Here is a 13,528-nt window from a genome sequence, read left to right on the forward strand (position 1 = left end):
GCCATTCACCGTCCTCCGTCAAGATCGGCGACCCTCCATGACCACACCGCATTCAGCTGATCGACGCTGCGACTGCCGCTGCCCTGCTCATCAGGGCTCACCGCGGCTCTCCTTCGATGTCACGGGCTGCGCGTGCCGGCTGATCTGTTCCACGCAGCCCATGACGCTGTTGGTCAGGCAGTGGCGATGCGCCCTGTTCCTGCATCCGGTCAGCGGCCGGCTCTGGTTCGTCATGTCCACGGGCGACGGCGAGTGGGACTGGGAGTCGGCCAACGAGATCGACAACCGGGCCGACGTCTACGAAACCAGCCGAACGATCGAGACGTCGCTGCACCGGATCGTCGCCGCCGTCGCTGAAGGGTGAGGTCCGTGTCGGCGATCGGCGTACGCGTTGCCTCCGAACAGCCCCGTTTCCATGCTCGGTCCGGGACCCCCGCGCGGGTAGATTGCGCGTACACGCAGTCCCAGCAAGGTCGTGTGTGGCCGCGCGATCTGGCCCCCGGCCGCCCGAGGAGTGAGCATGCCCCAGGTCGTCATCCAGCCGTCGTACGGCAACCCGGACGCGTGGCGGCACTGGGAGGACACCCTCGACAAGGAGGTGGACTTCACCACGCCGGCGCGGCGTGCGGCGCTCAGCGTGGACGAGCGTCTCCACCTCGAGCGGCTCCATCCCTCAGGTACGGCGAGGTTCTGGGGTGCCACCGGCAACCACGACGTCAACATGGCCAAGCTCACGACCGGCGACGTCATCCTCTTCACCGGGAAGAAGCTCGTGCGGGCGATCGGTGAGGTGGGATACAGCTTCTGCAACGCACGCTTCGCCGACACCCTGTGGTCGGCGCACGAGGACCGCGGCAGCTACCGCAACGTGTACAGCCTCTTGTCCTTCCAGCCCACGGACATCCCGTACGAGGAGGTCTGGGAGTTGCCCGGCTTCAACGCCGGCGACAACTTCATGGGTCTGCGTTTCGTCGACGACACCAAGGGCGCCACCCTCATCGACGGTCTACGGATCGAGACCCGGACCTCCGCGTTCGACGCGGGCTGGACCGAGGAGCAGGTGACGGCCGCTCTCAGCGGCGCCCAGAAGATCGCGCTCGAGGCGATCCACACCTCCTCGACGAGTTACGAGCAGGCGCAGGGCACGACGCTGGTCCACCGCGCTGAGGCGCTCCTCGTCGAGAGCTTCCGCGAGACTCTCGATCCCGGGATCGAGGTGTGCCGGACGCGCACCGCGGACGGGATCACCGACCTCTACATCGTGGATCACGGCCGAGCTGAGATCGTCGAGGCCAAGCGCGACGCCGGCCGGAGGTTCGTTCGTCAGGCGCTGGCCCAGTTGCTCGACTACGCCCCGCACAGCCCCGAGCCGCTGACGCGCCTGACCGCGTTGTTCCCGACCAGGCCGGCCGCCGCCTGCGTCGAACTGCTTCACCGCTACGGCTGCGATTGTGTCTTCCGCACCGCAGCCGGCACTTTCACCAGGCTGCCGGCGCCGCGCGCCGCGTTCGAGCACATGGCGAAGCGATGGGCTTGACGCGACAAGCGACGAGCTCGGCTAACGGCCGGCCGGCTCGGCCCAGACATGACCGCCTTGGACGCTGACACCCGGGACTTCGTCGAACATGCGCGCAGGGTCGGCCAAGCTCGCGACGCAAGCGAGCAGGTCGTCCCTGAGCTGCTCGCTCGCCGTCGCCAGGTCGTCTTCCTCCTCGGCCCAGTCGATGTCGGCCTCGCCGAGGCGCCGCACCGCGAGAGCGGCGACGACCTCGGCGTCCTCGATCGTGACGGTGAGCCGGCAGTGCACCTGCACGGACACCGGCCCGCCGGGGGTCACTGCTCGCGCATCTTTCCCCAGCCGTGCCAGCGTTCGACCGTCATCAGCGTGCTGACCCGGGGGCTCACCCTGTTCGGGTACTCGTTGCCCGTGTAGTGCCGGGCCAGCCGGTCGATGTCGCGCAGGTCCTCGTCCTCGGCGAGGGGGCCGACGCGGCCCTGGAGGCTGACGTGGGTGTACCAGTCGTCGTCGGCCAGCACCGTCAGAGAGATCCGGGGGTCCGTGCGCATGTGCTTGATGCGGGCCCGGGTCGCGTCGAGGCCCAGCAGCACGCGGCCGTCGTCCTCCAGGAGATACCAGGTGGCCACGGTCACCGGGCGGCCGTCGGCGGCCACCGTGGCCATGACGGCCGGGTTGGGCCGGCGGAGGAGGTCGAGGACGGCTGTGGGCATGGGCGTGGTCGGCATGCCCTCAGCCTAGATCCGTCCCTGGTCCAGGCCTTTGGCGGCACCCGGGGTGAGGAACTCGACCCGGGTGCCGCTCAGCAGGGGATCCTTGCGGGCGTGGAAGTCCCGTACGTGTTCGGCCTGCTCGTGGGCCTGGAAGGCGTCCCGGTCCCGGTACACCTCGTAGAACACCCGGGCCAGCGGCTCGCCCTCGACCGCGGCGGTGGCGTAGATCAGCGTGCCCGGCTCCCGCTCGGTGATCTGCCGGACCGCCACGGCGGTGAGCTCGTCGAAGCGGGCCGCCGCGGCCTCGTCCCGGCAGTCGAACCGCACCACGAGTGCGAACACGTTGACACCTCCGTGCGTCAGGGGTGGAAGACCACCTCAGCATTGTGCGGGGTGGGGCCGTCCAGCAGTGGCCGGGGCGCGCCGCGCAGGTGCCGGTCGAAGAACGCGGTCACGTAGTCGCCCACGATCCGCGCGGTCCGGTCGCCGGGCAGGGGCGAGCCGGTGTCCGGGAGGCCGGCCTGGTCGGCCAGCACCGCGGTGTCGGTGACGTCGAGGTGTCCGACTCCCGTGACGGTGAGCCAGCGCTTCCAGCCGTCGAGGCGTCGCCAGGCGCAGTCCCACGTGTCGTCGGTGCCGCCGGGGATGTGGTCGGGCTGGCCGAGCAGCAGGAACGGGCGCCCGTCGAGGCCGTCGGCGGGGACGGGGGCGAAGAACGTGCCGTCCATGGTGATGCCGGCCTTGACGCGGGGATCGGCTGCCATGGTGGCGGAGGCGGCGTTCCCACCGATCGAGTGGCCCGCTACTCCGATCCGGGCGCGGTTGATCAGCGCCGCGTGGCGCCACGCCGGGCGGGTGCCGGTCAGCCGGTCGAGGACGAACGAGATGTCCTGCGCCCGGCCGGTGGCGATCCGGGCGTACCCCTCACGTCCTTGACCTTCCAGAGCCGTGCAGGCGGTGCAGGTGAGGGTGCGGCCGCCGGGGAAGGCGGTGCCGGATGACTCGTAGGCGTGGTCGACCGCGGCGACCACGTACCCGTGGCTGGTCAGTTCCTCGGCGAGGTGGGTGAGCGTGTGCCGGTGCAGGGTGAAGCCGGGCGAGAGCACCACCAGCGGGTATCGGCCGCGGCGCGGTGGGGCCGCGGCGCGGGCGGCGGTACGGGTGCCGCTGAGCGCCTCCGGTGCGACGACGCCGCCGAGGTCGCGGTCCTCGAGGAACAGGCGGGCCTCGGTGGTGGTCAGGTACTGCGCCGGACGGCCGGAGTGAGCCTTCGCGGGGTAGTACATCGAGACCATCAGCTCTCGGGGGCCGGCGGGCACCCACGGGTCGCGCCGGGACCGGTCGACCAGGTGCAGGACGTCCCGGCCGACGGCGTACGGCCCGGACGGCCGGGGCAACGCGAAAGCGGTGCCGGCAGCTGATGGCAGCGAGGGGGCGAGTGCGACCGCGGCCGCCGCGACCGTCAGCACGACGGTTGCGGCGGCTCTCCTGGCGAGGTCGAGCGTTGTCGTCATGCGACCAGCCAAGCCGATCGGACCGGCCTGGCGCATTAGCCCGCGATGGAGCCCGGGGGTATACCGAGCACTACCTCAGCCGCCGGCGCCTGGTGGCGGGGTGGCCGGCGCGCCGGTGATAGCGGACTCCTGCCGCAGCAGGAGCTCCTGGAGCTCGACGTTGTCGTCGTTGCTGAGGGCGACACTCACCCAGCCGGTGTCCGGGTAGACGCTCCAGTTGGCGCCGATACCGGCCCCCGCGCCGCCGCGCCCGAACACCCACTGACCGTTGCTGATGCTGAGCGGCATCGTGTACCCGTCGAACGACGTGGGATCCGGGCCGGGGAGCTTGGCCCCGGCGAACAGGTCGGCGTAGGGCCGGCTCAGCACCGCCCCGGCCCGCAACGCTTCGGCGAAGCGGACCAGGTCCGGCGCGGTGGCGAAGCCGTCGCCCGACGCGTGGCCGATGAAGCTCCGGCCGGGATTCCGGCCGGCGATGGGCGGGAACACGCTGCCCTTGTCCAGGTGGCGAACGGCGTCCACCAGGCTGCCGTCGGCCTGCAGCATGTACGGGTGCGCGATGTGCTCTTCGGTGAGCCACTGCTCCCTGGTGAAGTACGCCGAGCCGGTCATGCCGCAACGCCGGAAGACGTGCCGGTGCACGTAGTCCCAGAACGTCATGCCGGACACGGCCTCCACGATCTGTGCGGCCATGGCCAGGCCGACGCCGGCGCCGGGGCGGTGGCCGTTGGACCCGGCGCCTGGGACCCCCACCAGCGTCGCCTGCCGCGACCACTGCCCGGTGTACTCGTGGACCTCCTCCCGGCTGTGGAAGACGCGTTGCCAGTCCGGCATCGGGGCGTCCAGCCCGGACGTACCGATGAGCAGGTGGTGGATGGTCACCTGATCGGAGATTGTCGCGGAGAGGCCGGTCAGGTGCCGGTTCACCGGGTCCGAGAGCGCCAGCCTGCCCTGCTGAAGCAGCTGCAGGACCGCCACCGACAGGAACGGCTGGCTCGCCGAGGAGAGATTGAAGGCGATGCCCTCGTGGTTGCGGATCCCCTTCTCCCGGTCCGCCATGCCGTAACTGCGGGACAGCACCGTCCGGCCGCGGTACGAGAGCAGCACCACGCCGGAGAACCTGCCCTCGGCGGCGAGCTTCGCCACGTACCGGTCGAAGGCCCCTCCGGGCCTGGTGTCCGGCGGAATCCGGTCGCGCCCGGACGGCCCGGCGTAGGCGGTCCGGGCGCCGAGCAGCGGCGCACCGCCGGCCGCCGCGCCGGCGGCGGCTATTCCGCCCCAGGCGACCAGCCGCCGCCGGTCGATGCCACGTGACGAGTCGGAGCCCATGATCACGATCCCTTCCGGTGGACGAACCCGAGGTCGACGAATGAAGCGCTGTGGTCCGTGCTCCAGTGAAGACGAAGGGTTGTCGCACCGGCGTATGCGGATTTCGATACGCCCCCGATACCAGGCCGGTCCGCCGGGCTCAGTCCGGGACGTGCTGGACCGCGACCACGCCGGGCATCGCCATCATCTCGGCCGCCAGCCCGGCGAACAGGCCCGGGCTGGCCAGCTCGACGCTCCAGTGGCTGGGCAGCCTCTCGGCGATCTCGGAGTCGACCCGGCCGTGAGCGCAGTACGGGCTCAGGAAACCGGGCGCCCGCGGATCCCCGGCGAAGCTCGGGCTGCCACCCATACCCCGCCAGATCGCCGCCTGGGCCAGGTTGCGCTGGTCCTCGGTGGCCTGCCGGTCGATGAAGACCCGGGCCCGGTCGCTGGTCCGCGCGCCCGGCGGGTCCACGATGCCCGACGGCACCGCCGGCGTGCACGATCCCGGCCGCAGCTGCTCGGTGACCAGCGCGTACAGGCCCGAGCCGGTGAGCAGCGATCCGACGATGACCAGCGCGACGGCCGCCCTCGGCCTGCGCCGCATCACGTCCAGCGCCTGCGCTGCCTGCCGCCGCCACTGCGGGAGCCGGCGCGGTGGCCGTTGCACCGCCGCGATGAACAAGAGCAGGGCGGCCAGGACGCCGAACAGCACGGCCGGGGTCTTCAGGGCGAAGGCCAGCCCCTGCCAGGCCGGCCCGGCGGTCTCGTCGGCCCGCCCGTCGGACGACAGCGTCAGCAGCGTGGCGGGGACGACGCAGAGCACGGCGAGCACCGCGCCGATGGCGGCCGGCGCGCTCATCCCGGGGTTGGGCTCCAGGCGGCGGCTCGCCCAGCCGGTCACCAGCCAGGCGAGGAACGCGCCGGGCGGGAAACCGAGCCAGGTCACGGTCTTCAGCCACGACGGCGGCTCCTGCCACAGGAAGTACGTGGCGTTGCCGTCACCGTCGTAGGCCGGGCGCCCGGCCCAGTAATAGTCGCTGAAACGTATGCCCAGGGCACCGCGGGTGGCAGTGAAGCTCTCGAAGCGGTCGGCCGCATCGGCCCCCACGACGTCGGTCTCGTCCAGCGGCGGGTCGACGCCGGTCACCGTCCAGCCGGCGGCCTCCAGACGGGCGCGGACACCGGCGGTGTAGGCGGCGACGTCCCGGGTGGCCGCGGTGTGCTTGACCCACGAGACGGCGTACCCGTACTCGATGCCCTCGCCGTCGCTCTGGCTGACCACCCGGGAAGCCTCGCCGCCGCCCCAAACCTGGAGCCCAGGGAACACGGTCGCGCTGATCTCGGCGGCCTCGGCGCCGGCGGGCAGCGGCCCGACCGCGTGCCAGCCGAGCCAGTTGGCCGCGCCGGCGCCGAGGCATCCGCCGGCCAGCGCGACGAACAACGTCAGCACGACGATGCCGCGGCTCTTCGGCCGGCCCAGCCGGGCCCGGCTGCCGTGCCGGATCAGGTTGACGACCTCCCGCGGGGCCGGCCGGCGCCACCCCGGCGGCGCGCATTCCACCAGCGTGTCCAGCAGCTCGTCGCGGCGCGGGCCGGGCGGATAGGCCCGCAGGAGCCGGCGGTACGCCCGCAGCAGCCGCCGATCGGCGGTGGTGGACGAGGTCACCAGGTCGTTCACCATGCCACCCGCGGGCCGGACCGGTGCGCGCCGGCCGGGCCGAGCCCGAACCGCTTGAGCTGGCTGGTCGCCGCCTCCAGGCTGGCGCGCAGCCGTTCGGTCTCGGCGGTCAGAGCCGTCGCACCCTGGTGGGTGAGCCGGTAGTAACGCCGGTTGCGCCCGTCGACGAGCTCCTCGCGGTCGACCTCGACCAGGCCCTCGGCGGTCAGCCGGTCGAGCGCGGCGTACAGCGTGCCGGCCTGGAGCACCACCCGGCCGCCGGAGAGGGCGGTGGCCTCCTGGATCACGCCGTAGCCGTGCCGGGGCGCCGACGCCAGGGCGGTGAGGATCCAGAACGTGGGTTCCCGCATCGAGGCAGCCATGAACTCAATATAGAGATCATCTGAGTATCGGGCAAGCTGCCGCGGAACCGCAGGCTTCCCGGCGACGACTATCCGATCATGAGTTCCGAGAGCCACAGCCGGACCGCCGGCACCCGGTACTGCCGGGTCGCCCGGCACCGTGGCGCCTCCGCGCGCAGCGCGTACGTCGCCCGGCACAGCGCTGACGGCGTCGTGCTGACGCGAGCCTGGAGTGCACCGGAGCCGGAAGTACTGACGAGGGCGGGGCGGGGCGTCGCTGGGTTCACGGTCGCCGGGGCGGTGCTGGTGCTCAGCGTCGCGTTGCTGTTCGCGGGTGTGCCCGCCGGACGGCCCGAGACCGGACCGAGTGCGGCCCGGGCCTCGGTCGAGGCCTATGCCGGCGGGCATCTGTTGCGGCTGCGGACCGAGCCGGGCGCGGAGTCGGCCACGCTCGTGCATCTGTGCGCCGGCGACAGCGTCGGCCGGGTGCGGTCCTGGGCGATCAGCGTCGATGGCGCCGACGGGACGGCCGCCGTGCAGCGGGTGACCGACCGGGTGGCCCTCGCGTCCATCCCCATAGGACCGAGCGCGACCGTGGTGGCTGTCACGGTCGTTCCGGAAGCAGGGCTGCCTCTCGTCTTCACGACGCACGTGACGGTGGGAGGCGCGGCCGGGCCGTATGGCTGAGCGCCGCGGCGACGGCTCTGCGGCTGGGACTCTTCCGCTGAACCTCGACTTCCTTCTATTGTGGCCATACAGTCGCCGGGCCGTCGCTTTGCGTAACGTGCCGCGCCGCAGGCTGGACCTTTCACGGGAGAGGCACGGGGATGATCAGAAAACTCATGGCAGTGCTCGCCGCTGCGCTGGTGTTGCTCACCGCCGAGCCCGCGGAGGCGGCCACCGTGTTGCCACCCGGGGCCGCACACAAGATCGGCAGCACCTACCAGGAGCGCGTGAGCACCGGCGAGGTCCTGACCTTCCGGCAGGTGAACGAGGTGGAGAGCGTCGCCCTCGTCTCGCGGCGCAGCCTCGGGCAGTGCAGCTGGACCTACTTCTGCCAGTGGGACAGCACCAACTACGACGGCGAGTTCCACCGGTACAGCCTCAACGGGATCGCCGGGGCTCCCGGACACTGCTGGAACCTGGGCAGCTCGGCGAAGGACGACGGCGAGAGCTGGTGGAACGACACCAACACCGACGTGCGGGTGTACGACTGGGTGAACTGCAACGCCGGCGGCTGGAACCGCACGGTCGCGGCGAGCGGCTACGCCACCTGCCAGAGCAGCGACTGGTGCGACCGCGTGACGAGCCTCTACGCCTGCGGCCGCTTCACGACTCCCGGATCCCCTTGTTGACGACGTCCGGCCCGTAGTACTGAGCCGTGAACGGTCGGATGGGGCCGAGGTACCCATCGCCGGCCTCGGACATCACCACGGCGCGATGGTCCAATGGGTCATGACCATCATCATGACCCGCCGCCTCGCCCGCCACCCACACCTGAACCCCTTATTTATAAGGGTTTAGAGCCGCAGTCGGGCCCGCCGCCGCGACAAAAACAGCAGGATCGCGCTCACCGCGGCGAGCACACCCAGCCCGATCAGCAGCGTGGCGGACGTGCCGCCGGAGCCGGCCGGTGGCGCGGCCATCGCGGGCGCGGTCGTGGGCGCCGGGGGCAGGGCCGGATCGGCGACGGTGAAGGCGTACGAGCCCTGGGCTGTGTGGCCGTCCACCGAGACCACGCGGTAGGCGACCGTGTAGGTGCCGTTGCCCGGCGGCGGGCTGAGCGTCACCGTGCCCGAGCCGGCCTCGACAACGGGCGCCGAGGCGGCCAGGCGCTGCCTGGCGCTGTCACTGATGACGATCGTGGTGAACTCCGGGTTCAGACGTTCGCTGAAGGTCACGGTGACCGAGGTGGGCGCCGCGGCGAGCGTCGCGTCCCGGGCGGGGGCCGAGGCGGTCAGTTCGGCGTGCGCCCACGCCGGGGAGCCCGGCAGCTGCACGGCGACGAAGGCGGCGAAGGTGAGCAAGAGCTTGTTCATGTGAGCACCCGCTCGCCGATCCAGCCGCCCTCCGCGCAGCCCGGCGGTACGGCGAACACGGCCGAGCCGATCGGGGTGATCCATTCGTTCAACAGGTCCTTGTCCGCGAGGCGTTGCTGGATGGGCACGAACTGCCGGGCGATGTCCCGCTGGTACGCCGCGAAGATCAGGCCGGCGTCCGGGTGCCCGAGGGCGTCGGGCACCCCGTCGTAGTTGTACGGCCGCCGCAGGATCTTCAGCGCCGGGTCGGTGACGTGGGCCCGGGTGACGTGCGAGAAGTCCGGGATCCGGGGCAGCCCGGCGTCGTCGAGAGCGGTGAAGTCGGGCTCGTCGTGCTCCTGGGAGCCGCTCAGCGGCGCGCCCGAGTCCAGGCGGCGGCCGGTCGCGTTCTCCTTGTCGGCGACGGCGAGCAGGTCCCACTTCTCGATCTCGGCGCGGATCCGCCGGACCACCAGGGTGGTCGAGCCGTCGGGGTTCCAGACGGCCGGATCGATCTCGGCGCCGCGCGGGTTGGCGGTGCCGTCGAGCTGGCCCAGCACGTTGCGCTGGGTGTGCCCGGGCGCCTGCACGCCGGGGCCGCGCCGGAAACCCTGCTGCACCCAGCGCACCGCCGCGAACGGCCGGGCGTCCTTGATGAGCATCCGCTGGGCGTGCGCGACCGTGAGCGGGTCATCCGCGCAGATCTGCAGCACCAGGTCCCCGCCGGACCAGCGCCGCTCCAGCCGGTCGATCGAGAACGCCGGCAGGTCCGCGATCGGGGCGGGCAGCCCGGCCGCGCGGTACAGGCCGGGACCGAATCCGAAGGTGACCGTCAACCGGGCCGGCAGCACGGCGAGGGTGGCGTCGGTGTCGCCGAGCGCCGCGACGCCCTGGGTGAGCCGGGCCGCGTCATCGCTGAGCAGGCGCAGCATCCGGGCCAGGACGCGCCGGTCGGTGCCGGCGGCCAGGGTGAGAGCGACGAACGCGGCGTGCGCGGGCGGATCCTCGGCCACCCCGGCCTGGCGGGGGCCGTGGAACGCGACTGTGGCCGTACCCGTGTCCAGCGGGGCGGAGGCCGCGACCGGGACCGGCGCGGAGTCTCCGGTCGCCGCGACGGCAGCGGCCGCGCCGAGGCCGGCGAGGGCTCCCCCGGCGAGCAGGCGACGCCGGCTCACCGGCAAGAGACGCGGTGTCACGACGCCTCCGGCGGGCAGGCGCCGCCGGCTCGCCGGGGAGAGGCTGCGATCCCGGGGGTGGCCGGGGTGAAGCTGGCGGCGAGACGCGGTGTCACGGCGCCTCCGGCGAGCAGGCGCCGCCGGCTCGCCGGAGAGGCGGCGATCCCGGGGGTGGCCGGGGTGAAGCTGGCGGCGAGACGCGGTGTCACGGCGCCGCGCTGCCCATCGGCATGCCGGAAGCCGGCATGGACATGCCGGGGTCGTAGCTCTCCCCCGCCCCGGCGAACGGCTTGGCGATCGCGGTGAACGGGACGGTCCCGCCGTCGGCCAGCTTCAGGGTGAAGGTGACCTCGTTGCCGGCGTCGATCGTCGCGGCCGGCTTCATCAGCATCAGGTGGTCGCCGCCGGGCCCCAGCTCGTGGGTGCTCCTGGCCTTGATGACGAAGCCGCCCTGCTTGGGCCGCATCAGCATCTTGCCGTCCTGCATGGTCATCTCGTGCAGTTCCATCGGGGACGCCGGCGACTCGGCGCTGACGACCGTGATGTCGGAGTCGCTGTCGTTGACCAGGATCGCGAAGGCGGCGGTCATGGTGCCGGCCTTCGCGGCCTTGACCCACGGGTCCTTGACGACCAGCCCGGTCACGGCCGAGGCCGTGGGTGCGGCGGCGGGCACCGGCGTGCCGCCGGCGGCGTCGGTGCCGCCGCAGCCGGCGAGGCCGAGGGTGGTCAGGGCGCCGGCGAGCAGGGCGACCGCCAGGGTACGGCGGGAGCTCCGGTTCAAGGGGTTTGACATGGTATCCGTTCCTTGTTGGGGTTCGCACAGGATTGGTCGGGATCCCCCGGGGAGAAGTTCCCGGCACCGTGATCTCCCCGGATCCACCGCCGGATGAGCGCCAGCAGGACGACCGCGGCCGGCAGCGCCCCGAACGCCCACCACAGCCGGGCGGCAAGACGCTGGTCGGCGAGCAACGACGGCGCCCACACCGGATGCACGGCGGTGTACCAGTCCGCGGCGATCACTGAGGTTGACCTGAGCAGGATGAGGCCGAGGTGAGCTTGCGCTGCCACGGTCAAGAGGTGGACCACGATCAGCACGGCCGGATGAACGCGCCGGCGGGCCGCCCCGAGCAGCACCCGGAACAGCAGGATGCCGACGCCCACGAAGGACGCCAGCATCGCCAGGTGTCCGAGGTGGTAGCGCATCAGCCGGCCGAGCAGACCGGTGAGGTACAGCCCCTGAAGGCTGAGGACGGAGACGGCCAGCGCGACCGGTGGACGACTCACGAACCGCAGGAGCCGGCTGTCCAGCATGAGCAGCAGCCACTCCCTCGGGCCGCGCACCTGGGGGTCCGCGGGTCTCCGCAATGCCCGCAGGGCCAGCGTGACCGGGGCGCCACCGATCAGCAGGATCGGCACGACCGTGGCCAGCACGACGTGCTGCACCAGGTGCGCGCTCATCAGCACGTATCCGTACCGGGCCACGCCCAGGCCGGTCATCGCACCCAGCAGCAGCATGCCGGCCACCCAGGACACCGTGCGGCTCGCCGGCCAGGCGTGCCCGGCCCGGCGCAGCCGGCGCGTCCCGGCCAGATAGGTCAGGATGCCGACCACGACGACCACCGGGAAGATCAGGTCCGGCAACGGATCGGTGAGGAGCCGGGCCACGGTGACCGGGCCGGGCTGGTCGAAACCCAGCAGCTCCACCAGCGGATCCGGCTCGACCGCGATCTCGGGCACCGGCGTCGGGCTGCGCGACAGGCCCACGGCCAGCCCGATCGCCGCCCCGAGCACCAGCAGCTCACCGCCGGCCAGGCGCAGGAACGCCCACGGGGCACCCGAGCGCAGCGCCGGCAGGGTACGGCTGCGGTGCACAGCGCCGATCACCCCGACCGCCAGCAGCGCGAGCACTTTGAGCAGGACCAGGAGCCCGTACCGGGAGGTGCCGAGAGCCGGCCAGCTGCCCAGCCGCACCGCCGCGTTGGCCGCGCCGCTGACCGCCGTGGCCACGAAACAGGCCAGCGCCAGGCGGCTGTAGCGGGAGGCGGTCTCGGCGAAACGGCGGTGGCGGCGTACGAGAAGCAGACCGGCCAGACCGCCGACCCAGAGCGACGCGGCCAGCAGGTGCAGCGCCAGGCTGGTCACCGCGAGCTGATGGTCGCCCGCCCCGGCGGAATGCCCGGTGAACGCCGGCGGCAGCAACGCCACCAGCGCCAGGCCGGCGGTGACCGCGGCCAGGCCACGCGACACCCCGGACCGGCTCAGGAGGGCCACCACCAGCGCCAGCCCGGCCTGCAGGAGCAGTGCCTGTCCCTGGGCGATGGAGAACGCGAAGCTCGACACCGACGGCCGGCTCAGCCGCGGAACGGGCACACCCAGCACATCGGAGACGGTGACGACGATCAGCAGCAGGCAGGTGCCCGCCCACAGCAGCGCCGGCCACGTCGATCGGCGCATCAGCAGCCAGCCGTGGGCCGCCACGCTGGTGCCGTCGCCGGGCAGCAGGAAGGCCGCGGTGACGGTCAGGCCGACCGTCAGCACGCCGAGGACGGTCGCCAGCAGCGTCAGCGCCGGGAGCGCCCACTCGGTCAGGGCCCCGGGGCCGGGGATGCCCGGCAATGCGGCGTCCACCGCCGCACCGAATCTCAGGGACGCCACGAGGACCGCCGCCGCCGCGCCGGCAGCTGCCACCATCAGGACTGACGTCCGCACCGCGCTCTGCACTCTGACAAGAGTCGCAAGGATGGGGGCCGTGGTTCCGCGCCTCCGGCCGCAGAATCTCCGGCCCGATCCTTCAACCTTTCGCGAACCGGCATTTCCAGCCCGTCGAAGCGTTGGCTCCAGACCACGCTGGTCGCTGAGCGCGGTGGTGCCCTGCTGGGCACGGCGGTCCTGCTCACCGGGAGCCGGGCCGCCGTCGAGGACCTGCTGCAGGCGGCCCTGGAACGGCTGATGCGTTCGTGAGGCCGGGTGCGCGAGGACCGCGAGCGGTATCTGCGCCGGACCAGGCACCACCTGGCCGTCGACGCGGGCTATCGGCTGCAGCCGGTACGCGCCTCAGTGGCGCCGCCGGCGGCGCCGAGCCACGATCCGGATCTCGTACGCCGTGGGCGTGGCCGGTCTGGCGGGCGTCCTGGCCGCCGGCCTGACGGTCGGCGACAGCGCCCCGCCCCGGCCCGACGCGGGCCGGGCGCCGGCAGCGCGAGCCGGCCGGCAGTGCGGACCGACCGGCAGTGCGGACCGACCGGCAGTGCGGACCGACCGG

The 13,528-nt window shown here is 72.5% G+C and carries 16 protein-coding genes; 4 read left to right on the forward strand and 12 right to left on the reverse strand.

Going from position 1 to position 13,528, the window contains the following annotated elements; translation table 11 throughout:
* The first annotated feature begins 160 nt into the window (after positions 1 to 160).
* Entirely contained in the window at positions 161 to 364 is a 204-nt protein-coding gene (locus ACWEOZ_RS32205) for a hypothetical protein (RefSeq protein WP_451914434.1), read from the forward strand.
* Positions 365 to 520: 156 nt separating this feature from the next.
* Entirely contained in the window at positions 521 to 1,537 is a 1,017-nt protein-coding gene (locus ACWEOZ_RS32210) for a hypothetical protein (RefSeq protein ID WP_451914435.1), read from the forward strand.
* Positions 1,538 to 1,558: 21 nt separating this feature from the next.
* Here ACWEOZ_RS32210 and ACWEOZ_RS32215 read toward each other — a convergent pair whose 3' ends face one another.
* From ACWEOZ_RS32215 to ACWEOZ_RS32245, 7 genes are all read right to left on the reverse strand, one after another.
* Positions 1,559 to 1,837, reverse strand: coding sequence for a hypothetical protein (locus ACWEOZ_RS32215; RefSeq protein ID WP_451914436.1), 279 nt, complete (start codon positions 1,835 to 1,837; stop codon positions 1,559 to 1,561).
* Entirely contained in the window at positions 1,834 to 2,244 is a 411-nt protein-coding gene (locus ACWEOZ_RS32220) for a TIGR03618 family F420-dependent PPOX class oxidoreductase (protein ID WP_451914437.1), read from the reverse strand. Before ACWEOZ_RS32220 ends, ACWEOZ_RS32215 begins: the two co-directional genes overlap by 4 nt.
* Positions 2,245 to 2,253: 9 nt before the next feature.
* Positions 2,254 to 2,571 carry a putative quinol monooxygenase gene (locus ACWEOZ_RS32225; protein ID WP_451914438.1) on the reverse strand — a complete coding sequence of 106 codons (318 nt, stop codon included), beginning with the start codon at positions 2,569 to 2,571 and terminating at the stop codon, positions 2,254 to 2,256.
* Positions 2,572 to 2,588: 17 nt separating this feature from the next.
* Positions 2,589 to 3,743: an alpha/beta hydrolase family protein gene (locus ACWEOZ_RS32230; protein ID WP_451914439.1), complete on the reverse strand. Its 1,155-nt coding sequence runs from the start codon at positions 3,741 to 3,743 to the stop codon at positions 2,589 to 2,591.
* A 75-nt stretch (positions 3,744 to 3,818) separates the two neighbouring features.
* Positions 3,819 to 5,072: a serine hydrolase domain-containing protein gene (locus ACWEOZ_RS32235; protein ID WP_451914440.1), complete on the reverse strand. Its 1,254-nt coding sequence runs from the start codon at positions 5,070 to 5,072 to the stop codon at positions 3,819 to 3,821.
* Positions 5,073 to 5,211: 139 nt separating this feature from the next.
* Positions 5,212 to 6,732: a hypothetical protein gene (locus ACWEOZ_RS32240; protein WP_451914441.1), complete on the reverse strand. Its 1,521-nt coding sequence runs from the start codon at positions 6,730 to 6,732 to the stop codon at positions 5,212 to 5,214.
* A complete protein-coding gene (locus ACWEOZ_RS32245) occupies positions 6,729 to 7,094 on the reverse strand; it encodes a PadR family transcriptional regulator (protein ID WP_451914442.1) in 366 nt (121 codons plus the stop codon). The genes ACWEOZ_RS32240 and ACWEOZ_RS32245 overlap by 4 nt, the downstream gene beginning before the upstream one ends.
* Before the next feature lie 78 nt (positions 7,095 to 7,172).
* Between ACWEOZ_RS32245 and ACWEOZ_RS32250 the strand changes: the two genes are divergently transcribed.
* Both ACWEOZ_RS32250 and ACWEOZ_RS32255 read left to right on the forward strand, forming a co-directional pair.
* Positions 7,173 to 7,760 carry a hypothetical protein gene (locus ACWEOZ_RS32250; RefSeq protein WP_451914443.1) on the forward strand — a complete coding sequence of 196 codons (588 nt, stop codon included), beginning with the start codon at positions 7,173 to 7,175 and terminating at the stop codon, positions 7,758 to 7,760.
* A 140-nt stretch (positions 7,761 to 7,900) separates the two neighbouring features.
* Positions 7,901 to 8,428, forward strand: a complete 528-nt coding sequence (locus tag ACWEOZ_RS32255; protein ID WP_451914444.1) for a peptidase inhibitor family I36 protein — start codon at positions 7,901 to 7,903, stop codon at positions 8,426 to 8,428.
* Positions 8,429 to 8,593: 165 nt separating this feature from the next.
* Here the strand turns inward: ACWEOZ_RS32255 and ACWEOZ_RS32260 are convergent, their stop codons facing one another.
* Genes ACWEOZ_RS32260 through ACWEOZ_RS32280 form a run of 5 tightly spaced genes read right to left on the reverse strand, consistent with a single transcriptional unit; the run spans position 8,594 to position 12,975 of the window.
* Positions 8,594 to 9,112 carry a copper resistance CopC family protein gene (locus ACWEOZ_RS32260; RefSeq protein WP_451914445.1) on the reverse strand — a complete coding sequence of 173 codons (519 nt, stop codon included), beginning with the start codon at positions 9,110 to 9,112 and terminating at the stop codon, positions 8,594 to 8,596.
* Positions 9,109 to 10,266, reverse strand: coding sequence for a Dyp-type peroxidase (locus ACWEOZ_RS32265; RefSeq protein ID WP_451914452.1), 1,158 nt, complete (start codon positions 10,264 to 10,266; stop codon positions 9,109 to 9,111). Before ACWEOZ_RS32265 ends, ACWEOZ_RS32260 begins: the two co-directional genes overlap by 4 nt.
* 17 nt (positions 10,267 to 10,283) lie before the next feature.
* Positions 10,284 to 10,475, reverse strand: coding sequence for a hypothetical protein (locus tag ACWEOZ_RS32270; protein ID WP_451914446.1), 192 nt, complete (start codon positions 10,473 to 10,475; stop codon positions 10,284 to 10,286).
* Positions 10,472 to 11,059: a copper chaperone PCu(A)C gene (locus ACWEOZ_RS32275; protein WP_451914447.1), complete on the reverse strand. Its 588-nt coding sequence runs from the start codon at positions 11,057 to 11,059 to the stop codon at positions 10,472 to 10,474. The genes ACWEOZ_RS32270 and ACWEOZ_RS32275 overlap by 4 nt, the downstream gene beginning before the upstream one ends.
* Positions 11,044 to 12,975 (reverse strand): cytochrome c oxidase assembly protein, encoded by a 1,932-nt coding sequence (locus ACWEOZ_RS32280; protein ID WP_451914448.1) that lies wholly within the window; start codon positions 12,973 to 12,975, stop codon positions 11,044 to 11,046. The genes ACWEOZ_RS32275 and ACWEOZ_RS32280 overlap by 16 nt, the downstream gene beginning before the upstream one ends.
* Positions 12,976 to 13,528 lie beyond the last annotated feature (553 nt).

It is taken from the genome of Actinoplanes sp. NPDC004185 (genome assembly GCF_053603475.1).

Excerpts from the sequence above, each read along its gene's own strand:
- ACWEOZ_RS32275 (WP_451914447.1), bottom strand. The coding sequence starts at position 11,059 with ATGTCAAACCCCTTGAACCGGAGCTCCCGCCGTACCCTGGCGGTCGCC.
- ACWEOZ_RS32245 (WP_451914442.1), bottom strand. The coding sequence starts at position 7,094 with ATGGCTGCCTCGATGCGGGAACCCACGTTCTGGATCCTCACCGCCCTG.
- ACWEOZ_RS32220 (WP_451914437.1), bottom strand. The coding sequence starts at position 2,244 with ATGCCGACCACGCCCATGCCCACAGCCGTCCTCGACCTCCTCCGCCGG.
- ACWEOZ_RS32205 (WP_451914434.1), top strand. The coding sequence starts at position 161 with ATGACGCTGTTGGTCAGGCAGTGGCGATGCGCCCTGTTCCTGCATCCG.
- ACWEOZ_RS32255 (WP_451914444.1), top strand. The coding sequence starts at position 7,901 with ATGATCAGAAAACTCATGGCAGTGCTCGCCGCTGCGCTGGTGTTGCTC.
- ACWEOZ_RS32260 (WP_451914445.1), bottom strand. The coding sequence starts at position 9,112 with ATGAACAAGCTCTTGCTCACCTTCGCCGCCTTCGTCGCCGTGCAGCTG.
- ACWEOZ_RS32235 (WP_451914440.1), bottom strand. The coding sequence starts at position 5,072 with ATGGGCTCCGACTCGTCACGTGGCATCGACCGGCGGCGGCTGGTCGCC.
- ACWEOZ_RS32230 (WP_451914439.1), bottom strand. The coding sequence starts at position 3,743 with ATGACGACAACGCTCGACCTCGCCAGGAGAGCCGCCGCAACCGTCGTG.
- ACWEOZ_RS32250 (WP_451914443.1), top strand. The coding sequence starts at position 7,173 with ATGAGTTCCGAGAGCCACAGCCGGACCGCCGGCACCCGGTACTGCCGG.
- ACWEOZ_RS32210 (WP_451914435.1), top strand. The coding sequence starts at position 521 with ATGCCCCAGGTCGTCATCCAGCCGTCGTACGGCAACCCGGACGCGTGG.